Raw genomic sequence first — 23,195 nt, forward strand, 5'->3', positions numbered from 1 at the left:
TCCCGGAGGAAGGCCCGCAGGCTCGGTCGGTTGTGTGGTGCCGGTGTCTGACATGTCCGCTTCACTACATCCTGGTGCATCCGCTATCCCATCAGATAGTCGGGCAGAAACAGCACGATCTGCGGGAAGAAGATGATGGCCAGCACCACGGCGAACACGGCAAGGGCAAAGGGCAGCATTTCCCGGGTGTAGGAAATGAAGGAGCAGCGCAGAATGCCGCACACCGTGTACATCGACACCCCGACGGGTGGCGTCATGCCGCCGAAGGTCACCAGCGTCATCATCAACAGGCCGAAGTGCACCGGGTCGATGCCGGCGGCCTTGATCACCGGTACCAGGATGGGGGCCAGCAGCATGACCACCACCGTCGCCTCCAGCAGCATGCCCAGCACGATCAGCAACAGCGACAGCACCAGCAGCAGGGTGGTGGGGCTTTCGAACACCCCGAGGGTGACCTCGGTGATGGTCTGCGGTACTCGTTCGAAGGACACCACGTAGCTGATGGCGCCGGAGAACATGATGATCAGCATGATCATGCCGACGTCGCGGACACCAGCACGGAAGGCATCGATGATCGACGTCAGGGTCAGCTCCCGGTGGATGAAGCAGCCCACCACGATGGCGTAGACGATGGCGAAGGCGCCGGCCTCGGACGGGGTGAACAGGCCGTAGCGGATGCCCACCAGCAGCCATACCGGGAACAGCAGCGCCCAGATGCTGCTCCTGGTCGCCTGCCAGACTTCGCCCAGCGACGGCGCCTTCTCGAGTTCTGGCACGTAGCCGCGCCGGTGCGACATCACGCTGGTGGCGATCATCAGCGCCACCAGCAGCAGGATGCCCGGCACCACGCCGGCGATGAACAGCCGGCCGATCGACACCTCACCGAGGAAGCCGTAGATGATCAGGCCGATACTCGGCGGAATGGTGGCGGTGATCAGCCCGCCGATGGACAGCAGGGCGGCGGTGAAGCCCGGCGAATAGCCCCGTGCGATCAGGTTGCCGCCCAGCACCCGGGACTGCATCGCCGCATCGGCCACCGCCGAGCCGGAGATGCCCCCCATCATAGCGCTCAGGGCAAGGCTCGACTGGGCCAGACCGCCGGTCATCCAGCCGGTCAGCAGGGTGGCCAGGCGCAGCAGACGTGGGGTAATGCCACTGGCGTTCATCAGGTGCCCGATCAGGATGAACAGCGGCACCGCCAGCAGCGGAAAGGACTGACTGGCCGAGACGATCCGCTGTACCGCCGTGCTGGTCGGCAGGAAGGTCTCGGGCAACAGGAAATAGGTAAAACCGGCCATGCCGATGGCGAAGGCGACCGGCATGCCGATGGCCATCAGTACCAGGCCGAGAATCAGGATGGCGAGTGTCGTCACAGAAGCTGCTCCTGCTGGTCGCTGTCGGGCTCCAGCGCCTGAACAATGCCGACCGCGGCAAGCCGCCTGACCAGCGAGACGATCATCATAACGGCGCCTACGGGCAGTGCCAGCGTCACGTAGCCGTAGCTGATCCCGGCAAAGCCGAGGGGACGCTGCCAGTTGGAGAACGCCAGCGAGAAACCATAGCGTGCCAGGCAAGCCAGAAAGACGATCATCAGTCCCACCGTCACCAGGTTCGCCAGCCACTGGCCTGATCGGGGCAGCCGGGTCAGCAGGGCATCGACCCGAATCTGGCCTCCTTTCTTCAGGGTGATATCTGCGCCGAACATGCAGGCCCAGATAAAGAACAGCTGGGCCAGTTCGGCGCCGCCGAGCATGGGGTTGCCCATGGCCCGGGTGGTGGCGCTGAACAGGATGCTGGCCGCGGTGAGAAACAGCAGCGCGACGGCCAGCCACTCCTCGAAAGTGTCATAGTGCTTCCACATGGGTCCTCCCCAGCCGCTGCCGGCATCGGCAGCGGTGGACGCTTGGATCAGGTCTTGAGGGGGGGTTATTCGCCGGCGCTGAGCACAGGCTCGAGTTGCTCGCGCAGTTCGGTCCAGCCCATGTCGTCGTAAACCGCCTGCATCTGGCTGCTGAACAGTTCGGTGTCGACCTCGGCGAACTCGACGCCGGCCTCTTCCATCTCCTTGCGCACATCGGCCTGGGCGTCGACCGTCATCTGGGTGGCTTCGTCACCGGCCTTCTTGAGCTCTTCGTCGAGCATGGAGCGCAGCTCGTCGGGAAGCTCCTGGTACCAGCGCTCGGAAACCAGCAGGCCCGTCATCAGGTGGATGTGATTGGTCAGGGTGACGTTGCTGGTCACTTCCTGCAGCCGCAGGCCGTGGGCGCCGGTCAACTGCGCCTCGGCGCCGTCGATGGTGCCGAGCTGGATGGCCGAGTAGATTTCCGACCAGGGCAGCGGTACCGGGGTCGCGCCCATGCCTTCGATGGTCTTGATCCAGCCCGGGGAGTTGATGGTGCGGATGCGCACACCGTCGAGGTCCTCGGGACCTTCGATCGGCTTCTGGGTGAACATCTGGCGGGTGCCCTGGAACCAGTTGTAGTTCATCAGGCGCATGCCGGTGTTTTCCGCCAGCAGCTCGACCCACTCGAGGTAGGGCTCGGAAGAGGTGATGCGGTCGTAGTCCTCGTGGCTCTCGACCAGGTAGGGCGCAGCAAGAATCCCGAGCTCAGGCTGAAACTCGGACAGGCGGCCTGCGTCCGTCAGTACCGCGATGTTGGCGCCGTTGCGGATCTGCTCGATCATGTCGTTGTCGGCGCCGAGCTGGCTGCTGGAGAAGATGTTCAGGGTGACTTCGCCCTCGCTTCTTTCCTCGATCCGTTCGGCGGCGTTTTCCATCGCCTTGACCATGGGGTCCTGGCTGCTCTGGGCGGTGGACAGGTTCAGTTCGTAGGCGGCAAGGGCCTGGGTGCTGCTGAGGACAGCGGCGGCGAGAATGACAGACTTCTTGAACATGGGGCGTCTCCTTATCACTTGTTGTTGTCGCTTCAGTTGTTGTCGTTGCTGTTGCAGTTGCTTCCGGGGGAGTGGCCCGGCAGGCCGCAGGGCAGGGGCCGGCTGGCCCTTGCCCATGAGAGACGTCTGCCGGGTAGATAACGATCAGCCGTTGGTGTCCTCGAAGATCGACGAAAAGCGCTGCACCATCTGGGGCAGGGAGATCAGGATCTCGCTTTGATGCACCAGCATGGCCTGGCGGGCCTTGTCTTCGTCTCTCTGTTCGATGGCATCGACAATGTCGGCGTGCTGCTGGACCAGCTTTTCGAAGGGCGTGGTGTCAGGCACGCTGAGGTAGCGCACCCGGTCGAGCTGTGCCTTGACCTCTTCGATGACGCGCCAGGCGGTCTCGTGTCCGGCGCCAAGGGCGAGCACGCGGTGGAAGTCCTCGTCGAGGATGAAGAACTGGTCATACTGGCCGCTGCTGGCGCAGCGAATCTGGCGTTCGATCAGATCCCGCAGCTCGTAGATCACCTTGTCGGCGAGCCCTTGCCTGGCGGCGGAGGCGCTGACGGCGGTTTCGACCGCCTCCCTGACGAAGCGCGCTTCGCGCACCGACTTCTGCGAGATGCCAACGACATAGGTGCCGCGTTGTGGTCGAACGTCGACCAGACCTGCCTCGGACAGGCGGATAAAGGCTTCGCGTACCGGCTGTCGGCTGACCGAGAAGGCGTCGGAAATCTCCTTCTCGGACAGTGCCTGGCCAGGGGCGAACTGCATCCGGATGATGGCGAGTCTAAGTACGCGGTAGAGCCGCTGACGCACCGATCCACCGGCGGCATCCTGTTCCCAGAGTTCAGCGATTGCGGGGGTCAGCATGGGGGCACCTACCTGTTGTTGAGCGTTTCAGTCTTTCCAGCTTTTCGACTTTTCAGCTTTCCGGCTTCTGAGCCTTGAGGCCGTTGAAGCCTTGAGCCGTTAAGGCGTCAGGCCTTTGAGCTTTGGTCTGATATGACTTGTATGGTAGTCATACTAGGGTAGCGAAAGCGCGCTGTCAGGCCTGGACGTATAGCACTTTGGTCTCATCTCGACTCGCCACCTTGATTCGTCACCCCGGAGGACGCCATGTCACATCCCACCTACATCGCTGCACCGGACGACTGTCTATTGCGCAAGGACGAACACCGCCGCTGGCTCGCCAAGACCGGGATGCGCCTGCTCGAGTTCGGCGCCGCCGCCGAACACCCCCAGGGCGGCTACGGCTGGCTCGATATCGAGGGCAAGCTGGACGCCGCGAGGCCGGTAACGACCCTGCAGACCGCGCGACTCACCCATGTGTTCTCGCTCGCCCACCGCCTCGGCGTGCCCTTCGCCCGCGCCAAGGTCGAACACGGCATCGCCGGGCTTGGGCTGCTCGCCGACGAGCAACACGGAGGCTGGTACCAGGGACAGCAGGAGCCCGGCGCCGCCACCATCAAGCACGCCTATACCCACGCCTTCGTGGCGCTGGCCGCCTCGTCGGCGCATATGGCGCTGGGCAGTCGCGAAACCCGCGAACTGCTGGATCGGGCCATCGACGTCATCGACCGCCACTTCTGGTCGGACGACATGGGGCTGTGCCTGGAAAGCTACGAGCGGGACTGGACGCAGCTCGACGACTATCTCGGTGCCAACAGCAACATGCACTCGATAGAGGCCTATCTGGCGCTGTGCGACGCTACCGGAGAGCTACGTTGGCTCGATCGTGCGGTGGCGATCGCCGAGCGCTTTATTCACACCCACGCCCGCCAGCATGATTACCTGGTCCCCGAGCACTTCGATTGCCGGATGACGGTGCTCTACGACTTTCACAAGGACCTGCCCGCCGATCAGTTCCGGCCCTTCGGCCTGACGCCCGGACATTCGCTGGAATGGTCGCGCCTGCTGCTCAATCTGGAGGCATCGTGCCTGAGGCACGGACGACCAGCGCCGGCCTGGCTGCTGGAGGACGCCGAAGGGCTGTTTGCCGCCGCCGCCAAGCATGGCTGGCAGGCTGACGGGCAGCCGGGCTTCGTCTACACCCTGGACTGGGACAAGCGTCCGGTGATCACCGCCCGTCGCCACTGGGTCACCAGCGAGGCGGTGGGGGCGGCGCATGCGCTGCTGGTGCGCACCGGGCGTCAGCAGTATGCCGACTGGTACGCCACCTGGTGGGCCTACATCGATCGCCACATCATCGATCATGACCGGGGGGGCTGGATTCACGAACTCGACGAGAGCAGCCAGCCCCGCGCGCGCTACTGGCCGGAAGGCAAGCCGGATATCTATCACGCCTTTCAGGCGACCCTGCTGCCCCTCCTGCCGCTGGCGCCGACGCCGGCCAGCGCTCTGGCCCATTCGCCCTGGGGTGGGTTGATATAGGCAGGGTTGATCCAGACAGGGTCGTGCTGGAGAGGGCCTGTCTGAGCAACGTTTCAACAGGCTCTGCTTTAAAGGAAATCGATCGGGTAGCCGGTGCTGCAGCCGCTGCTGTCGCCTGAGATGCCCGGGAGCTTGAAGCGAAGATGGCGCTGCCGTGGCGGCGTGCTCAGGCCACGGAGGCAACGGCTTCTCAGGGCATATGGTCAGCGCGGGAGCCGGCGAGGGTGTGGCCGTCGACGGTGGGGTGGCCGGGACTCCGGTCGGTGTCTGTGCCGGCGGTTGGCGAGTCGGCAGGTGCGTCGCCTGCGAGCGGGCCTTCGCGCCCGGGTACCGGCACCACCATCATCCAGTCGAGCCCGGCGGCGATCGGCGCAAGGCGCATGCCGTCGCCCAGTGCGACCACGGCGTCTCCCAGTTCGCTTAACGGGCGACTGGACATCGGCGCCTGCACCACGGCGTCCGCCAGGCGGTTGACGCCGTCCTGCTGGGCGCTGGTGACGGGGTCAAGCGTGCCTCCCAGGCGATCGGCCAGCGTCTCGATGCGGGTATCGGCCTGCGCCAGCCCCTCGACCAGGGTGTCGGCCAGGGGCAGCAGCCGGTTGCCGGTCCTGTCGAGGCCCTGATCGACGCGCCCAAGGGTCGTGACACCACTGTCCAGGCTGTCCGCCAGCACCAGACCCTGCAAACGCCCGGACAGGTCCTGGCCGGCATCGACCAGCCGTCCGACCTCCTCGAGGGTGGTGCGAGTGTCGCCTACCAGCGATGACAGATTGGCCGACATGTCGCCCAGTTGCTGGGCCGGGGCCAGGGCGAGTGTCACCCGGTCGTCGAGCATGTCGCCGGGACGCGTGACCATGACGCCGAACTCACCGGTCAGGCCCACCGCCTCGGTGGCCAGCATCTGACTCAGGCTGCCTCGGCCCAGGTCCGCCGCTGCCGTGAGCGTGCTGCGCTCATCGTTTCCGATACTCTCGACCAGTCCGACGACGGCCTGCTCATCCAGCCGGGGGATGCCGCTGTGGCTGATCCCGCCATGGCGCAGCGCCGTGCGCGCCGCCACCCCTTGCAGGCTGGTCTCATCACGCTGGCCTCCCAGCACCTGACCGGCCAGGGCGACCCACTGGCCGGCACGACTCAGCCCACTGGCGGAGGCGTCGACCAGGGCGTTGCCGGTGGTGGCGCTGACGTCTGACAGCGCATCGCCTCCGGCGACGATCAGGTCCGCCGCCAGGCTTGGCCACAGCAAGGAGTCGGAGGTGATCAGGATCGGTTCCAGGCCGAGCTGGATAGCGCTAGCCACTCGGGTGGTCAGTGACTGCTCAAGATCGCCCCATGGCTCCTCGAGATCGAGTTCCTGCTGTCCGATGCCCAGCGTGCTGGTCAGGCGACGTCGATAGCGGTCCAGTGACAGCACCCGCTGCAGCCGGTCATCGAAGCGATGCAGTAACGGCAGAGCAGCGACGCTGTCGAGCACACCCTCAACCGCTTCCAGAGATCCCCCCAGTGGTCCCTCAAGGTAGGCCCCGGTGCTTGCCAGGGCGGACTCGGTAGCGCTGGCCCATCCGTTGGCACCGACAGCACGGGCCACGGCGGTTCCTTGAGTCGTGAGCTGGTTGGCGGTCATCCGTCCGATCCCCCCGGCCACCAGCTCGGCGGAACGGGAGGCGCTGGGCAGCGCCGGGCTGGCCGAAAGGTGCTGTTGGTCGCCTGAAATCTGATCACGCTGAACGATCTGTACCGACGACTGGAAGCCGTGACCCGCAAGGGGGGCTGACGTCATCTCGGTGGCTGGTCTGGTGGCGGATGCTGCTGGCGAGAAAGGGGAGTGCTCAGCGCAGCCGGTCAGCAGAACGGCCAGAACGGTTACCGCTATCCATCGTGGCAATCGAGCCGCCTGTGCGCTGGGCTTGAGGATCATGAGGTGTCCAGCCGTCTGATACCGGCAATAGTGCACCAGACTATCGACAAAACGGGCGAGATCGTGGACGAACTTTGCTAGAGCAGGCGTGTTGCCGGCATGGATGAGCGCTAGGAGCGAGTCATTGGCAGTTAACCTGCCCGGGATCGCGACAGGGTCGACCGGGCAAGAGGATCAGGCGAGCAGGTGGTGATACAGAGTGGTGGCGCCGATGGCGATCAAGACCAGCCCCCCGAGGATCTCGGCACGCGGCCCCACCGTCTTGCCGAGCCGGCGTCCCAGCAGCATGCCCAGGGTCGCCATCAGGGTGGTGGCGCCACCGATCGCCAGTGCCGTCACCCAGATGTTGGCGTTCATGAACGCCAGACCTACGCCCACCGCCATGGCGTCCAGGCTGGTGGTGATCGCGGTGGCGATGATCAGCCACCAGCGGGTGCGATCGCTGGTCGTGCCGCAATCGCAGCTGGCGCAGTCCTTGGGGGCGGGAGCGAGGCCACTGTGGATCATCTTGCCGCCCAGGGCGAGCAGCAGGAAGAAGATGATCCAGTGATCCCAGTGGGCAATGGTGTCATAGGCGCTGGTGCCGAGCAGCCAGCCGATAATTGGCGTCGTGGCTTCCACCAGACCAAACAGCAGGCCGGTCTGCAGGGCCACCACGAAACGCAGCCGACGCACGCAGGCACCCTTGCTGACCGAGGCGGCAAAGGCATCGGAAGATAGCGAGAAGGCGAGCAGCAGGGTCGAAGTGGGCGTCATGAAGGTGCGAATCCGGCGGTTGCCTGTTGAAAATACGTGATGTCGCTGAAAGAGCCTCGTGCGCAGCGTCACGGCCGATATTCCGGGCGTTGGCTATGGACACGATAGCGAATTTGCATGGCGATATTAGCGCGCAGGCTGACAGATGCAACTCTTTACCTAGGCTGCAAGTTTAAGCCAAAACAAAGACATATAGCCGTGACTATACCTTATGGCAGCGGCAAGAAAAGGAGAGGCCAGAGGCGCACTATTGCCCGCTGGCGGGTAATCCCGAGGCGCGACAAAGCGGCAAGGTCGTCGAGGCCCTTTCCCCGATAAACGAGCAAGAAGATGCATTGGCAGCGGCAAGAATGTTGGTTCTCGGGAAGAGAAGACGGTCAGGATTTCAAGGCGTCTTCCAGCATCTTTACGATGACGAGGCCGGCCTTGGCGGGCAGGTTGTCGCCGGCATAGTGGCGAATGGCTGCGACCTCTTCGCGAAGCTTTAGATGCCGAGCTCTGAGGTGTTCGAGTTCCTGTTCAAGGAGCTCCATTCCATCCATTCCAACCGATGCAAACTGGGAAGCCCGAGGTTCGAGGGAGTCGTCAAATGGCGTGGTCACTGTCATCTCCGGACCAGGACAAGGGCACCGCCGGGCAGGCGAGACCATCGGAGAATCCTGGTTATTGAAGTGTGGCGTATCTCTCCTTGTGGCGATATAGGGATCAGGGGGTAGTTCGCCTGTAATGACGAGGTAATCAAACCATTAATCCGTCACGATCATGATATTGCGACTCAGGCATTCGACCGACACGCGGTCGAGCCAGGCTCAGGCCTGGTCCTGAAACTCGGGCACGGCGACTGCGTCGTTGTGGGTGACGACCTCCTCGAGCTGTTGGCAGAAGGTGTTGAAGGCGTCGCTCGCATGTCCGGGGCGCCGGTGCATCTCGATTTCCACCTGGCCGAGCGCCGGCAGGCCCTGCTCCTCGCCGAGAATCCGACAGCCCGCCGGTACGCTGCGGGGTGTCTTGACGGTGATCGCGAGCCCCGCCTGGACCGGAAGGTTGATGCCGGTGGGGGACTGGCTCGAGTAACGCAGTTCCCAGGCGCGTTCCTGACGCCCCAGGGCGGCGAGGGCGTGGGCGCGAAAGATGCAGCCTTCGGGATTCAGTGCCAGGGGCAGTCGGCTGCCACGGGTAGGATCGGCATCTTCTGCCGCGACCCACACCATGGGTTCCCAGCCGAGCAACTGGCCCGATTGCGTCGGTCCGTGGCGGATCGACAGGACCACGTCGAGCAGGCCCTGCTGGAAGCTGTCCACCAGGTCGGCACTGATGCCACAGATGACCTCGATGCGGGTATGCGGATAGGCCTCGGCGAACCGGGGCAGCAGTTCCGGCAGGTAGGCGCTGGCCTGTTCCTCGGAGGTGCCGATACGAATCTTCTCGCCGTGCTGGCGGTCGCCGAGTGCCGCCCTGGCCTCGTCCTCCAGCGTCAGCATGTGTCGCGCATAGGGCAGCAGCCGTTCACCGTCGGACGTCAGCAGCACGCTGCGGCTGGTGCGCTCGAACAGCGACTTGTGCATCTGGTCCTCCAGTCGCTTGATCTGCAGGCTGACGGCGGACTGGGTCCGGTGCAGCACGCGGCCGGCGGCGCTGAAGCCCTGGCACTCGGCCACGGTGACGAAGGCGCGGAGCAGGTCGGTATCCATAATCGATGAGCCTTTGAAATAAGTGATATCTCAACCATTCATTTCTATTATGAAGAGGCGCTCTCTATCCTGTCCAACATCACTTGAGACAGGCAGGAGTTCCTCATGCAGGCCACCGATGCGCCCACCACTTCCTCGCTGGACGGTCTGATCGACCTTGAGCACTACCCGATTCATGACCTGGACGGCGAGTCCGGACGGGCGCTGATCCAGCGCTGTCACGAACAGCTGGCCGACGATGGCTGTGTGGTACTCAAGAACTTTGTCCCCGAGGAGGCGTTGGCGCGGCTGGAGCGCGAGACCGAGCGGCTGTCGCCCGAGGCGCACTACAACCAGACCGAGACCAACCCCTACAACAATGCCGGCGATCCCGAGCGCCCGGCCCGCCATCCGCTCAATCGCTTCGACGATCGCACCAACGGCTTTGTCGCCGGCGATCGCATCGGCGAAGACACCATCATTCGCCAGGTCTACCAGCACCCGGACTTCCAGCGCTTTATCGCCACTGTCGTGGGCATGGAAGAGATTCATCAATACGCCGACCCATTGGCGGACCTGGTGGTCAACGTGCTGAGAGAGGGCTGCCAGCATCCTTGGCACTACGACACCAACGAGTTCATCGTCACCATGATGACCCGCCAGTCCCACGGCGGTGGCCGGTTCGAGTATGCCCCGGGCATCCGCAGCCCCGAGGGTGAGAACTTCGACGAGGTCGAGCAGGTGCTGGACGGCGATCGTTCGCGGCTCAAGGCGCTGGACCTTCAACCGGGTGACCTGCAGGTATTCTTCGGCCGCTATTCGCTGCACCGGGTGACGCCGGTGGAAGGCGAGAAGGAGCGTCACACCGTGATCTTCGCCTACGCCAAGGAACCCGGCTTCATCGGTCGCCCCGAGCGTGCCCAGCGCATCTTCGGACGCATGGCGCCGATTCACGAGACCCTGTTGAAGGAAGGCATGAATCGCAGCGATTCCCTGGCCGACTGAGCCTGACACACCACATCGGGGCCGAGCGTGAAGATGCTCGGCCCGAACATCTTGTGACCCTCGCGACTGCGAACAGGACCCTGACATGAGCATCGTCGATTTCGACAACCTGACCGACAACGAGCCGGACCATATTCCGGTCGTGCCCTCTGCGCCGATGGCCAACGGCGACAGCATCCCCACCGCCTTCGATCCCAGGCAGCTGCGCGCCGGGCGCCTGGCGCGGCTGCGCGCGACGATGGCGGAGCAAGGCTACGCCGCCATGGTGCTGTTCGACCCCAACAACCAGCGCTATGCCACCGGTTCGCGCAACATGTTCGGCTACTTCCTGCGCAACTCGACCCGCTACATCTATGTGCCCCTGGAAGGGCCGGTGATCCTGTTCGAGTACCCGGGCAGCGCCCACGTCTCTACCTGGCTCGAGACCATCGATGAATCGCGCACGTCCAAGGTGGTGTGGTCCGCCGTCAACCAGCGCGACAACCTCTCTTCGGACCCCTTCGGTGTTGAGATCGCCGAACTGATCGAAGAGCACGGACGCGGCAACCGCAAGATCGGGCTGGATCGCTGTGCGCTCAACCTGGCGCGCTCACTCGAGGCCCAGGGCCTCGAGGTCTTCGACTGCATGCAGGACACCCTGCACTGCCGGCGCATCAAGACCCCCGAGGAGATCGCCTGTCTGGCCCAGTCCATGGCCGGCAGCGAGGCTGCGGTGGCCGAGGTCGAGGCGGCGATCAAGCCGGGCATCACCGAGAACGAGCTGTTCGCGATCATGTACGGCAACGTCATCCGTCAGGGCGGCGAGTTCATCGAGACCCGTCTGCTGTCGTCCGGCCCGCGCACCAACCCCTGGTTCAATGAGGCCAGTGACCGGGTCATTCGTCCGGGCGAACTGGTGGCGCTGGACACCGATACCATCGGTTGTCACGGCTACTATTCGGACTTCTCGCGGACCTTCCACGTCGGCCCCAATCGCCCCAGCGCCTACCAGAAGGAGCTGTATCGCATGGCCTACGACCAGGTGCACCACAACATGGGCATCTTGAAGCCGGGCATGAGCTATCGCGAGATCGCCGAGCAGGCCTGGAAGATCCCCGAGCGCTTCCTCGACCGTCGCTATCCCTCCATCATCCACGGCGTCGGCATGCACGGTGAAACCCCGCTGGTCGCCCACCATATGGACTTCGATCGCTTCTCCAAGGATGGCGTTCTCGAACCCGGCATGGTGGTGTCCGTGGAGAGCTACATCGGCGAGGTGGGTGCCGCCGACGGGGTCAAGCTGGAAGAAGAAGTGCTGATCACCGACAGCGGTGTGGAAAAGCTGTCCCGCTATCCCTTCGACGAGGCGCTGCTCGACCGCCAGTTCTGAGCCGCATCATCTGCGTACCATGCTGCGCCGGGCCCCACGCGAGATGGCCGCCCGGCGCTGACGCCTTTTCAGCAAGTCATATCGAGAGTTTTGATGAAAGACGTGAATCATTGGATCGGCGGTGAGTCACAGCCGTCGCAGCGCCATCTGGATGTCATCAACCCGGCCACCGCCGAGCCGGTCGGTCGTGTCGCCCTGGGGGACGCTGCTACCGTCGAGAGTGCCATCGAGGCGGCCCGCCGCGCCCAGCCGGCCTGGCGCGACACGCCGCCGGCCAAGCGCGCCCAGGTGATGTACCGCTTCAAGGCGCTGCTCGAGCGTGACGCCGACGAGATCTGCGCGCTGGTCAGCGAAGAGCACGGCAAGGTGCTTGAAGACGCCATGGGCGAACTCAAGCGCGGTATCGAGAACGTCGAGTACGCCTGCGGCGTGCCGGAGCTGCTCAAGGGGGAGTATTCCCACAACGCCGGGCCGGCCATCGACACCTGGTCCAATCATCAGCCGCTGGGCATCGTGGCCGGGATCACGCCGTTCAACTTCCCGGCCATGGTGCCGCTGTGGATGTATCCGATGGCGCTGGCCTGCGGCAACGCCTTTATCCTCAAGCCCTCCGAGCAGGTGCCGTCGGCGGCGCTCAAGATGGCCGAGCTGCTCACCGAAGCCGGTCTGCCCGACGGCCTGTTCAGCGTGGTCCACGGCGACCGTGAGGTGGTCGAGGCGCTGATCGATGCGCCGGATGTGAAGGCGGTGTCCTTCGTCGGCTCGACCCCGGTGGCCAAGGCGATCTACCAGCGTGGCGCCGAGAATGGCAAGCGCGTCCAGGCGCTCGGTGGCGCCAAGAACCACGCCGTGGTACTGCCCGATGCCGATCTGGACAACGCCGCCAGCACCCTGATCGGGGCCGCCTACGGCAGTGCCGGTGAGCGCTGCATGGCGATCAGCGTGGCGGTGTGTGTCGGCGATGACACCGCCGATGCCCTGGTGAAACGGCTTTCGCAGGAGGCTCGGGAACTCAAGATCGGTGCCGGCACCGAGCGCGGCCTGGATATGGGTGCGCTGGTCAACGCCGGGCACCGCGACAAGGTGGCGGGCTATCTCCAGCAGGGCGTCGACGCCGGGGCCGAGCTGGTGGTGGATGGGCGCGAGCATCCGCTGGTCGAGTCGTCACCGGGCTACTTCCTGGGCGCGAGCCTGCTCGACCGGGTCACGCCCGAGATGAGCGTCTATCGCGACGAGATCTTTGGGCCGGTGCTGTGCGTCGTGCGTGTCGCCAGCTACGATGAGGCCATTGCGCTGATCAACGCCCACCAGTACGGCAACGGCACCTGCGTGTTCACCCGGGATGGCGAGGCCGCGCGTCGCTTCGCCGACGCCATCGAGGTCGGCATGGTCGGCATCAACGTACCGCTGCCGGTGCCGGTGGCCTTCCACAGCTTCGGCGGCTGGAAGGAGTCGCTGTTCGGCGATCTGCATGCCTATGGCCCCGACGCCGTGCGCTTCTACACCCGGCGCAAGGCCATCTCCCAGCGCTGGCCGAGGAGCCAGGACAGGGAAAGCGCGCAGTTCAACTTCCCCTCGAACTAGCGCGCTCTCGAGGCCTGGCTCGTCCTGCAAGCGCAGCGCCGGCCTCTGACCCCCGACGAGGGAGAGCGACTCAGGCCACCGACAACGCCCACTCCTTGCGAGTGGGCGTTGTCGTATCCGTGGCAGGCGCTCGCGCCCTCACTCGGGGGCTGTCGGTGTCGAGGTGGATGGCGGGGCGATAGCCGGGCAGGGCAAGACGACGGGTGGCAACGCTCGGGTGCAGCGTCTCGTTGCCGAAGGAGGCAAAGCCGATGCGCCGCAGATAGCGCCGGGGCGAGATCAGTCGATAGAGGCGCGAAAGAAACCTCTGGTAGGAGTCGACGATGTCGTCCTCGCTCGGTGGTGAACCAAGCAAGGGGCGGCTGTCAGGCAGCAGCGGCAGCCCCTGTTCGCAGGCGCGGCCCATCATCCAGTCCAGGCTGACGTCCGACAGCACGCGGTCCCGGTAGCCTCCGCCGACGTTGGAGTGGGCGCCGGGAAACCATACCTGCTCGAGGGTGGCGGTGGTGGTCTGCGGCGACCACAGGGTGGGGGCGAAGGCCTTGCGGTGCTCGTCGATCGCCAGCGCCTGGTAGGCGTGGCGCACCAGCGGACTCAGGCGGGTGTCATGGAACTCGAATCGGCGGCGGTTGAAGGCGGCAAAGCTCCTGAGTGGAATCCCCAGGCTGCCCACGGTGTCCCACACACCGATCATGTGGATCTCCGGCACCCAGGCGTAGCGCTAGGCGAAGCGTCGAGCCTCGGCGGATTGCGGGCCACGCCTTCGATCGCGGTAAAGCGCGTAGGCGCGTCCCGCCAACTGCCGGTGTTCGGGGTGCAGCAGTCCGCTGGTGTGAAGCATCCCGCTCAGGCTGCGCGCGGTGTAGGCGCCTCGGCTGAAGCCGAACAGGAACAGCCGGTCTTCCGGGCGCAACAGTTCGACAAGCTCCACGTACGCCTCGACCAGAATTTCCGATAGCCCGAGTCCGGTGGCGCCTGCCACCAGGCGGTCGTACCAGTGCAGGTCACTGCCGACGCCATGGTAGTAGCGCTTGACGGTACCGCCCTCGGCCATGGGGTTGTCGGCCACCGCCTGGTAGAGCCGGCTGACGTTGGTGTTGGTGTCACCGTCTTCCAGGTCCATGTCCGGCACCTGCCAGGTGCCATCGAAGAACAGCGCGACATTCTTGGCCATCGGCTTCCCTTGCTGTCAGCCCTCTTGATCCGAGCGAAGCTCGGTGGTCGCTGTCAGTGTATGTCGGGGGCGTGGCCGGAAAATTGAGCGCAGAGGCGAAGGGCGTCGATCGGTCGTGCTGTCAGCGCTGCGGCAAAGATTGCAGGAGCGGGGCGGGTGGATGGCCTCCTCCCGCCCCTTGGTCGTTCGCTTGTCAGAGTGTCTAGAAGCGCGTCGCCCAGGTATCGACGACCCTGAGCGCGTCATCGACCAGATGGAGCCGGCGCCACTTGTCGAAGGTCATGCAGGGGTGCGAAGCGCCGAAGGCCAGGACGTCACCGATGCGCACGTCGCGGGCGCTGTCCGGTAGCTGGATAAAGGTGTGCTGATCCATCTGCTTGACGACTTGCCAGCCTTCCACCGACAGCTGCTCGCTGGCCTGTCCGCCTTCGCGATAGCGCCTGAGCACCTCGGGCGCCAGGTCGAAGCCGATATCGCGCTTGCCCAGTGCCACGATGGCCAGCCCCGGCTCGGGCAGCGACTGCACCTGGGCGAACACCTCCAGCGCCGGCTCAAGCCCCTGGTGCAGGTCCTGGCGCCGGGACAGCACGCCGGCCTGGGCCTCGCGGTAGATGCCGTGGTCGTGGACCACGTAGCAGCCCGGGCGCAGCACCGGGGTGAAGCGGCCTTCGAGTCCACCGTCGCGGAATGCTTCGGCGATCAGGTCGTACCAGGCCGAACCCGACGCCGTGACGATGGGCTTGTCGCGATCGACCAGGCCTTCGTCGGCCAGTCGCTTGACGCCGTCGACCAGGCGCTGGGCGTAGCGACGAATACCGGCCACCGGATCGTCGCCATGGACCACGCCCTCATACCCCTCCAGACCCGCCAGGGCTATGCCGGGCAGGGTAGCCGCCCGGCGGGCCAGCGCCATTACCTCGTCATCATCGCGAAGTCCGCACCTTCCCCCTTCGACGCCTACCTCGATCAGGATATTCAGGGAGATGCCGGCCGCCCCGAAAAAGGCGCCTAATTGGTCCAGGTTCTCGGCGCTGTCGACGGTGACATAGAGCTCGGCGCCGGCGCGGATCAGGTCTGCGGCGATGGCCATGTTGGCCTGACCGACCATCTGGTTGGCCACCAGTAGTCGCTGCGCGCCCTCGGCGAAGGCGGCGCGGCACTGGGGCAGGGTGGCCAGGGTGATGCCCCAGGCGCCGGCCTCTAGCTGCCGCCGGAATAGCGCCGGGGTCATGGTGGTCTTGCCGTGGGGCGCAAGCTCGGCGCCGTGGCGGCGGGCGAAGTCCTGCATCCATGCCAGATTGTGGGCGAGCGGCGCTTGGTGGATCACCGCCGCCGGCAGGCTGACGTCGGCCAGCAGCCGGTCGCCGGTTTCCAGGGTGCCCTTGTGGCAGCCCTTGGCATCGAAGGAAGAGGAAGAGGGGGAGTGGGCCATGGAAGTTCTCCTGAAGGCGGAACGCGGCTCATGTTACGCCGCGCTGGACGATTGGCAATGTTCGAAGATTGATCTGACTACGACCATTGTCGGAAATTTTCAAAAAACGGTGGATGGTTGTTAGAAACTAACATAGCGTAAGGATACCGCAGATGACGAGGGCCCTGGACAGGCTTCGTGATCTGGCAACGTCGCAACGGAGGGAGGCAAGCCGTGAGTCAACAGATCGATATCCTGTCGCGCATCACCGCGGTGGTTCGCTCCCTGAGCGAGTCGGAGCGCAAGGTGGCGGAGCTGATCTTCGACGACATCGACTTCGTGGCAGAGGCCAGCATCAGCGAGATCGCCCGGCGATCAGGCGTCAGTGACGCCACCGTGACCCGCTTCGCCCGCTCGGTGGACTGCGACAACGTGCGTGACCTCAAGCTGCGCCTGACCCGTGCCCTGGCGGCCGGTCGTCGCTTTATCGAGGACGCCGATCCCGCCCGGGGATCGAGCATCGTCTACGACGTTGCCGCCCAGACCCTGGCGCTCAACCGCGAATTGCTGTTCGAGGCCGATATCGAAGGCGCGGTGGAGCGACTCGACAATGCCCGCCAGATCCTGACCTTCGGCAGTGGCGGCGGCTCCAGCGTGATGTGCCAGGAGCTGCAGTTTCGCCTGATGCGCCTGGGCTATGCGGTCAGCGCCTATCCTCACGGTCTGCTGCCGAGGATGGTGGCCGCCACCCTGGAGCCCGAGGACGTAGTGGTGGTGCTGTCGGTGTCCGGCTATACGCCGGAGATGGTCGAGTCGGCCCAGATCGCCAGTCAGTACGGAGCCCAGGTGATCGCCATCACCGCCGTGGGGTCTCCGCTTGCCGCCGCCGCCAACGTGGTGCTGCCCATCGCCGCCCGGGAGACCGATTTCATTCTTCACCCTTCGGCGTCGCGCTATGCGTTGATGGCCGCCATCGACGTGCTGGCGCTGGAGCTGGCCATGCGTCATCGCGACCAGGCACGCACCAAGCTCAGGCGTTTGAAGATTGCACTTGATGACCATCGCGGCGGTGACAATCGCCAGCCGCTGGGAGACTGACATGCACCATGACCTCTTGATTCGTCGCGCCACGCTGCTGGATGGCACCGGCGCAGATCCCTGCATCGCGGATGTCGCGATCAAGGGGGATCGTATCGTGGCGGTGGGGGATCTCGCCGGGCACGAGGCCAGCGAGGTGGTGCAGGCCGAGGGGCTGGTGCTGACCCCGGGATTCATCGACGTTCACACCCACGACGACACCAATGTGGTGCGCACCCCCGAGATGCTGCCGAAGCTGAGCCAGGGGGTGACCACGGTGGTGGTCGGCAACTGCGGCATCAGCGCCTCGCCGGTCAGGCTGCGCGGCAGCGAGGTGCCCGACCCGATGAACCTGCTGGGCGACGCCGAGGATTTCGCCTATCCCAGCTTCTCTGCCTACGCCGATGCCGTGGCGACGGCCTGCCCGGCGGTCAATGTGGCGGCGCTGGTGGGGCATACCAGCCTGCGCTCACTGGTGATGGATGACTTCGAGCGCCCGGCCCGCGACGACGAGATCGCCGCCATGCGCCTTGCTCTGGAACAGGCGCTGGCCGAGGGGGCCATCGGCATGAGCACTGGGCTTGCCTATCGCAACGCCCGTCAGGCGCCAAGCGCCGAGGTCGGTGCCCTGGTGCGCGCGGTCAGCGAGGCGGGCGGCATCTACACCACCCACCTGCGTGACGAGTTCGCCGCACAGGCCGAGGCGATGGACGAGGCCTTTGCCACCGCCGCCGAAGCCCGTGCACCGCTGGTGATCTCGCACCTGAAGTGCGCCGGTGCCGGTAACTGGGGCCAGGCGCCACGGGCCCTGGCGCAGTTGACCGACGCCGCCAGCCGCCAGCGTGTTCACTGCGACTGCTACCCCTATACCGCCGGTTCCTCGACCCTGGATCTGGGGCAGGTCACCGACGAGATCGACATCACCATCACCTGGTCGAAGCCGCATCCGGAGCAGGCGCGTCGGCCGCTGGCCGACATCGCCGCCGACTGGGGGCTGTCGCTGATGGACGCGGCCAGGCGCCTGCAACCCGCCGGCGCGGTCTATCACAACATGAGCGAGGACGACATGCGCCAGGTGCTGGCGCACCCCTTGACCATGGTCGGCTCCGACGGCCTACCCAATGACCCGCATCCGCACCCGCGACTGTGGGGCGCCTTTCCCCGCGTGCTGGCCCACTACAGCCGCGACCTGGCACTGATGCCGCCGGCCGAGGCGGTACGCAAGATGACCGGTCTTTCCGCCGCCACCTTTGGCCTGGAAGACCGCGGTGTGATTCGTCCAGGCGCCTTCGCCGATCTGGTCCTTTTGGATCTCGAACGACTGGAAGATAGCGCCACCTATGACCAGCCGAAGACGCCCGCCAGCGGCATCCTTCGGGTGCTGGTCAACGGCACGACGGCCTACGCCAACGGTCAGGCGTCGGGCCAACGATCCGGGCGCATGTTGCGCCGAAGCGTGCGCCTTGCGGCCACGCCACTCTAGCCACGTTTATTGCATCAGCCTTTATCAGGAGACATTGACATGACGATCAAGCGTTATGGCGCCGAAGGCGGCGTCGGTACCGGCGGTCAGAAACTTCCCTTCTCCCGCGCGGTGGAAGCCGGCGGCTGGCTGAAGGTGTCCGGTCAGACCCCGATGACCGATGGAGAAGTGGTGGAAGGCGGCATCGTCGAGCAGAGCCGACTGGCCTTCGAGAATGCCCTGACCATCGCCCGCGAGGCGGGCTACGACATCGAGGACGTGGTCCACGTCACCGCCGTGCTGACTGACTCGCGCTACTTCCAGTCGTTCAACAAGGTGTTCGCCGAGTACTTCAAGGATCACCCGCCGGCGCGCATCTGCAGCGTTCAGGATCTGGTGGTGGACTGCAAGGTCGAGGTGGACCTGACCTGCTACCGCGCCGACCGCGCTTAAACCAGGGATATTGCGTCGAGCGGCAACTCGACCGGGGCAGGGATGCCCGCATCGTAGCGACAGGAAGGCGCCGGATCCCGGCAAGGACCCGACGCCAGGCACAGCAAACGTTCACGTTCACTGTCTCGATCGCGGCAACGACCGAGACGACAAGTATAAGAGGTCTGTATGAACAGTCATCTTTTCCTTGCTACCTTTTGCGTCTACATCGTCCTGATGATCGGCTTCGGCTGGTGGATGTCGCGGAACGATCGCGGCACCGGCGATGACTTCCTCCTTGGCGGGCGCAGCGTACCGATATTCCTGACCATCGGTACCACCGTGGCCACCATGGTGGGAACAGGTTCCAGCATGGGGGCGGTAGGCTTCGGCTACGCCAACGGCTGGGGCGGCGCACTCTATGGTCTGGGTGGTTCGATCGGGGTGCTGCTGCTGGCGCTGTGTTTCGCCGGTGTGCGCCGCTACCGCTTCATGACCATGAGCGAAGAGTTGTCGTTCTACGTCGGGGCCAACCGCCTGGTGCGCAATGTCGTGGCATTGTTCATCTACGTCGCCTGTATCGGCTGGCTCGGCGCCCATATCCTCGGTGGCGGCCTGTATCTGGCGTGGATGGCGGATATCCCCGCCTGGCAGGCCAAGATGGTGGTGGCCCTGGGCTTCGGTGTCTACTGCGTCATCGGCGGCTACATGGCGGTGGTCTGGACCGACACCGTGCAGGCCATCGTGCTGTTTGTCGGCTTCTTTTTGATGGCGGCGGTGGCCGTGGTCGAGGTGGGCGGCTTCTCCGAGATGACCGCCTCCATGGACGCCGCGGCGACCAGCTTCCTGGCCATCGACAAGGTCGGCCTGGTGCCCGCCCTGTCGCTGATTACGGTGATCGCCGTCGGCGTGCTGGCGACCCCGTCCTTCCGCCAGCGCATCTACTCCGGCGCCTCGGTGGGCTCGGTGCGCCGCTCCTTCCTGGTGACCGGCTGCCTTTACATGCTGTTCTCCATCGTGCCGGCGATCATCGGCATGGCGACCTACGCCCTCAACCCCAACCTGGAAAACAGCAACTTCGCCTTCCCGTATCTGGCCACCGAAGTACTGCCGCTGTGGCTGGGCCTGCTGCTGCTGGTGGCCGGTCTGTCGGCGACCATGTCCAGCGCCAGCAGTGACGCCATCGCCGGTGTCACCACCCTGATCCGCGATCTCTACGTGCTGGTCAAGGGCCGCGCGCCGTCGGCCAAGAGTGTGGTCATGCTGTCGCGGGTCGGCCTGGTGGGCACCATTGGCCTGGCGCTGGCCTTCGCCCTGACCTCCGACAACGTGATCGCCTACATCACCAAGATGGTGGCGACCGTGCTGGCGGGCATGTTCGTGTGCGGCGTGCTGGGCCGCTTCTGGCCGCGCTACAACTGGCAGGGCGCGATTGCCTCGCTGGTGGTGGCGTCCGCCACCTCGCTGACGGTCATCTCGGTGGAGAGCTGGAGTGAGTACTGGGGCAACCCGAGCATCCCGGCGGTGGGCCTGGCCATGGCCGCCGGTATTGTGGTCAGTCTGTTTACCCCGGCTTCCGAGCTCAGCGAAGACCAGGCACTCGAGCTGATCACCGAAGAGCGCGAGCGCATGGAGGCGGTGCCGGACGTGCCGCTGCGCAAGGGGCCCGCCAAGGCCTGAAGACCGCTCTCCAGGCCGAAGCACAAAAGCCCGCGCAGGTGACTGCGCGGGCTTCTTCGCATGTCTGCCGCGGTGGCGAGGAGCATGGGGCGCCGCTCAACGGCGCAGTGACCATATTCGGCCAAGGGCGCCGTCCTTCAACACAAGATGGTGAAACAGTGCTGCCACGATATGGCCACCAAGCAGGCAAGGCAGCAGCAGATCGGCGCCCCAGTCCCGATGAAAGCGGCCAAACGGCTCCATCAGGGTGATCAACGGCACCTCGAGCAGGGCCGCGAGCGAGTCTGCCAATGGCAGGCGCTGAAACGCGGGCAGTGTCCACTGGCCCAGCACCCTGAGGTCGAAGCCGGTACCGATATAGGCCGCCACGGGCAGCGCCAGGAGCACGGCGAGCAGGCCACAGTGGGCGAGGCGAGTCACCCGTGGCAGACCCAGGGGTGGCGGCTGCGGCAGCCACAGGTGGGCCGCCAGCAGCCCGAGCGACAGCGCCACACTCAAAAGCCCCAGGTTGACGTGGACCACCAGCAGGTACCAGTTGGCCGACTCGAGCTGGGTGTTCACCCACTTGCGCCCGTAAGCAGTGAGGTAGAGAAGACCGATGGTCAACGCCAGCGAGGCGTGCAGGGCGCGGCTGGTCACGGCATGACGGGCAGGGTGGACATCGGGGGCGTGGTTGACGTCGTGGGCTCGGCTCGCTGGCATGAAGGAAACCTCGGGGATGCGGTATTGCCCGGTGTCAGGCAACTACCGCCATGCTGACGCCTGGCCCTTCGCCTGTCAGCCATTCCCTGTGCCATGCTGGGGACAATTCGCCCTCGGAGCCTCCCATGTCGATCTTTCTCGTCACCCTCTTTGTTGCCTCCCTGCTGCCGATCCTGCTGGCCTGGATCGGCGCCGCCTGGCGTGTGCGCCAGTTCGGCCACCTGGACAATCGCCAGCCGCGTGCCCAGCAGGCGCGTCTTGAAGGCGTCGGTGCGCGGCTGCAGGCGGCCCAGTCCAACGCCTGGGAGGCGCTGATCATCTACGCCACCACCGCGGTGGTGGCCATCGGCGCAGGGGTGGAGCTTGAAAGCCTCGACGTGCCGGCGCTGGTCTTTCTCACCTCACGTCTGCTCCACCCGCTGGCCTACGCCCTGAACTGGCAGTGGACCCGCTCCATCGTCTTCGCCATCGGCATGCTGGCGTGTCTGACGATCATGATCGGAGCGTTGTGGTAGCCGCCCTGAAACGAGACCGGTGGCGGGCGGTTGTCCGCCGGCGTTCAGCCCTTTGACCGTCAGGGGCCGACGACGGTCATTGTGACGACTGCGCCAGGGTGGTGACCAGGCGCTGGCAAATGTTGTCCAGCGCCTTGGCCTTGCCTTCGTCGGCCAGGCTGCCGTCTTCATGGAAGGCGCTGCCGGCGCCGCCTACTGCAAGCTGGTCCGGCAGTACCGTGACGCCGATGTTGCTCAAGAGCTGACGCAGCAGCGGCAGGGCGCGTAGCCCGCCCAGCCCGCCGGGTGAGGCGCCGACGATGGCCGCCACCTTGTGCTGGTAGGGCTCTAGGGCGCTCAGGTCGCCGTCGGGGCGCGAGACCCAGTCGATGGTGTTCTTCAGAAGCGGTGTGATGAAGCCGTTGTACTCCGGGGAGGCGATGGCGAGGCCCTGATGCTCCATGAACATCCGCTTGAGGCGGCTGGCGTGCTCGGGAAGACCCTCGCCGGCCTCCAGGTCGCCGTCGTAGATCGGCATGGGAAAGTCACGCAGGTCGACAAAGGTGGCCTGACCACCAAGGGCGTCGATGCGCTGTGCCATCAGTCTGGCCAGACGCTTGTTGAAGGAATCCTCCCGGGCGCTGCCGGCAAAGACCAGGATACGGGGGCGGGTATCGCTCATGGGGTTCTCCTGCGGTGTGAACGGAAGTGCAAAAGGGCAAGGCATGGACCAATAGCCAATGGCGCACGCTCTGTCAGCCATTGCCAACGCCGATCTTGTGCATTCATCCTGCAACATATCGCATCAAGATGGCAGAAGGAGGACGATGTGAAGTACCCCACAACGCCGGATGGGCGCTACTTTGTTGCCCGCAATCGTCTCTGGCGCTGCACCGATCCCGGCCTGGACGAGGACACCCGCAAGCGCCACGTCAAGGCGCTGATGGCGGCCCGACGCGCGGTCAAGGAGGCCAACAAGGTCGACGATGACGACGCGCTCAAGGCCGCGCGCCGCCAGGTCCAGGCAGCCAAGGAGGCGCTGGGCGAGCGTGGCCCGGTGTGGTGGTCCGACGGCGCCGAGGATGAGTCCGGACGCGCACCCCACAACAGCTCCTACGCCGACTGGTGGGCCAGCCTGAACGCGCAGGAGGACAAGGTGTCTGGATGAATGCCTTGCCTGTCGGCAA

21 protein-coding genes and 1 pseudogene are annotated in these 23,195 nt (G+C 65.2%); 10 read left to right on the plus strand and 12 right to left on the minus strand.

What is annotated here, in order from left to right; all coding sequences use genetic code 11:
• Positions 1-83: 83 nt before the first annotated feature.
• The 4 genes from NH448_RS13690 to NH448_RS13705 all read right to left on the minus strand — a co-directional run bounded on the left by NH448_RS13690 (position 84) and on the right by NH448_RS13705 (position 3,753).
• Positions 84-1,373, minus strand: a complete 1,290-nt coding sequence (locus NH448_RS13690) for a TRAP transporter large permease (protein ID WP_083970262.1) — start codon at positions 1,371-1,373, stop codon at positions 84-86.
• On the minus strand, positions 1,370-1,861 hold the full coding sequence (locus NH448_RS13695; protein ID WP_045991831.1) for a TRAP transporter small permease: 492 nt from the start codon (positions 1,859-1,861) through the stop codon (positions 1,370-1,372). Before NH448_RS13695 ends, NH448_RS13690 begins: the two co-directional genes overlap by 4 nt.
• A gap of 65 nt (positions 1,862-1,926) precedes the next feature.
• Complete coding sequence (locus tag NH448_RS13700) at positions 1,927-2,895, minus strand: C4-dicarboxylate TRAP transporter substrate-binding protein (protein WP_045991830.1); 969 nt, start codon at positions 2,893-2,895, stop codon at positions 1,927-1,929.
• Between the two features lie 144 nt (positions 2,896-3,039).
• Complete coding sequence (locus NH448_RS13705) at positions 3,040-3,753, minus strand: GntR family transcriptional regulator (protein WP_045991829.1); 714 nt, start codon at positions 3,751-3,753, stop codon at positions 3,040-3,042.
• Between the two features lie 246 nt (positions 3,754-3,999).
• Between NH448_RS13705 and NH448_RS13710 the strand changes: the two genes are divergently transcribed.
• Complete coding sequence (locus tag NH448_RS13710; protein ID WP_045991828.1) at positions 4,000-5,274, plus strand: AGE family epimerase/isomerase; 1,275 nt, start codon at positions 4,000-4,002, stop codon at positions 5,272-5,274.
• 190 nt (positions 5,275-5,464) lie between these two features.
• Here NH448_RS13710 and NH448_RS13715 read toward each other — a convergent pair whose 3' ends face one another.
• The 4 genes from NH448_RS13715 to NH448_RS13730 all read right to left on the minus strand — a co-directional run bounded on the left by NH448_RS13715 (position 5,465) and on the right by NH448_RS13730 (position 9,639).
• Positions 5,465-7,054, minus strand: a complete 1,590-nt coding sequence (locus NH448_RS13715) for a hypothetical protein (RefSeq protein WP_045991827.1) — start codon at positions 7,052-7,054, stop codon at positions 5,465-5,467.
• A 312-nt stretch (positions 7,055-7,366) separates the two neighbouring features.
• Complete coding sequence (locus tag NH448_RS13720; RefSeq protein WP_045991826.1) at positions 7,367-7,948, minus strand: manganese efflux pump MntP family protein; 582 nt, start codon at positions 7,946-7,948, stop codon at positions 7,367-7,369.
• A 377-nt stretch (positions 7,949-8,325) separates the two neighbouring features.
• Entirely contained in the window at positions 8,326-8,550 is a 225-nt protein-coding gene (locus NH448_RS13725; RefSeq protein ID WP_157033011.1) for a hypothetical protein, read from the minus strand.
• 207 nt (positions 8,551-8,757) lie between these two features.
• Positions 8,758-9,639 carry a LysR substrate-binding domain-containing protein gene (locus NH448_RS13730; RefSeq protein ID WP_045991825.1) on the minus strand — a complete coding sequence of 294 codons (882 nt, stop codon included), beginning with the start codon at positions 9,637-9,639 and terminating at the stop codon, positions 8,758-8,760.
• 105 nt (positions 9,640-9,744) lie between these two features.
• Here NH448_RS13730 and NH448_RS13735 point away from each other — a divergent pair, with 105 nt between their 5' ends.
• The 3 genes from NH448_RS13735 (at position 9,745) to NH448_RS13745 (ending at position 13,576) form a co-directional block, all read left to right on the plus strand.
• Complete coding sequence (locus NH448_RS13735) at positions 9,745-10,623, plus strand: hypothetical protein (protein WP_045991824.1); 879 nt, start codon at positions 9,745-9,747, stop codon at positions 10,621-10,623.
• A gap of 85 nt (positions 10,624-10,708) precedes the next feature.
• Positions 10,709-11,992, plus strand: a complete 1,284-nt coding sequence (locus NH448_RS13740) for a Xaa-Pro peptidase family protein (RefSeq protein ID WP_045991823.1) — start codon at positions 10,709-10,711, stop codon at positions 11,990-11,992.
• Positions 11,993-12,085: 93 nt separating this feature from the next.
• On the plus strand, positions 12,086-13,576 hold the full coding sequence (locus NH448_RS13745) for a CoA-acylating methylmalonate-semialdehyde dehydrogenase (RefSeq protein WP_253028897.1): 1,491 nt from the start codon (positions 12,086-12,088) through the stop codon (positions 13,574-13,576).
• A gap of 70 nt (positions 13,577-13,646) precedes the next feature.
• On the opposite strand, the pseudogene NH448_RS13750 reads toward NH448_RS13745, so the two are convergent.
• Positions 13,647-14,750, minus strand: a pseudogene (locus tag NH448_RS13750) (DUF2235 domain-containing protein).
• A 202-nt stretch (positions 14,751-14,952) separates the two neighbouring features.
• Positions 14,953-16,182 (minus strand): amino acid deaminase, encoded by a 1,230-nt coding sequence (locus NH448_RS13755; protein ID WP_083970679.1) that lies wholly within the window; start codon positions 16,180-16,182, stop codon positions 14,953-14,955.
• A gap of 213 nt (positions 16,183-16,395) precedes the next feature.
• On the opposite strand from NH448_RS13755, the gene NH448_RS13760 reads away from it, so the two are divergent.
• From NH448_RS13760 to NH448_RS13775, 4 genes are all read left to right on the plus strand, one after another.
• Positions 16,396-17,259: a MurR/RpiR family transcriptional regulator gene (locus NH448_RS13760; protein WP_045995075.1), complete on the plus strand. Its 864-nt coding sequence runs from the start codon at positions 16,396-16,398 to the stop codon at positions 17,257-17,259.
• Between the two features lies 1 nt (position 17,260).
• Positions 17,261-18,721: a D-aminoacylase gene (locus NH448_RS13765; RefSeq protein ID WP_045995082.1), complete on the plus strand. Its 1,461-nt coding sequence runs from the start codon at positions 17,261-17,263 to the stop codon at positions 18,719-18,721.
• A gap of 39 nt (positions 18,722-18,760) precedes the next feature.
• Positions 18,761-19,153 (plus strand): RidA family protein, encoded by a 393-nt coding sequence (locus tag NH448_RS13770; protein WP_045995074.1) that lies wholly within the window; start codon positions 18,761-18,763, stop codon positions 19,151-19,153.
• 168 nt (positions 19,154-19,321) lie between these two features.
• Positions 19,322-20,812: a sodium:solute symporter family protein gene (locus NH448_RS13775; protein WP_045995073.1), complete on the plus strand. Its 1,491-nt coding sequence runs from the start codon at positions 19,322-19,324 to the stop codon at positions 20,810-20,812.
• Between the two features lie 96 nt (positions 20,813-20,908).
• Here NH448_RS13775 and NH448_RS13780 read toward each other — a convergent pair whose 3' ends face one another.
• Complete coding sequence (locus tag NH448_RS13780; RefSeq protein WP_052704551.1) at positions 20,909-21,514, minus strand: cytochrome b/b6 domain-containing protein; 606 nt, start codon at positions 21,512-21,514, stop codon at positions 20,909-20,911.
• Positions 21,515-21,639: 125 nt separating this feature from the next.
• Here NH448_RS13780 and NH448_RS13785 point away from each other — a divergent pair, with 125 nt between their 5' ends.
• Positions 21,640-22,029, plus strand: coding sequence for an MAPEG family protein (locus tag NH448_RS13785; RefSeq protein ID WP_045995072.1), 390 nt, complete (start codon positions 21,640-21,642; stop codon positions 22,027-22,029).
• Between the two features lie 76 nt (positions 22,030-22,105).
• Here NH448_RS13785 and NH448_RS13790 read toward each other — a convergent pair whose 3' ends face one another.
• Entirely contained in the window at positions 22,106-22,690 is a 585-nt protein-coding gene (locus tag NH448_RS13790) for an NAD(P)H-dependent oxidoreductase (protein WP_253028898.1), read from the minus strand.
• A gap of 147 nt (positions 22,691-22,837) precedes the next feature.
• Between NH448_RS13790 and NH448_RS13795 the strand changes: the two genes are divergently transcribed.
• The gene (locus tag NH448_RS13795) at positions 22,838-23,176 is read left to right on the plus strand and encodes a hypothetical protein (RefSeq protein WP_045995070.1); all 339 of its coding nucleotides are present in this window, start codon (positions 22,838-22,840) and stop codon (positions 23,174-23,176) included.
• Positions 23,177-23,195: the final 19 nt, after the last annotated feature.

This window comes from Halomonas sp. OfavH-34-E, from assembly GCF_024124525.1.
In the GTDB taxonomy this organism is placed as follows: Bacteria; Pseudomonadota; Gammaproteobacteria; order Pseudomonadales; family Halomonadaceae; genus Halomonas; species Halomonas litopenaei.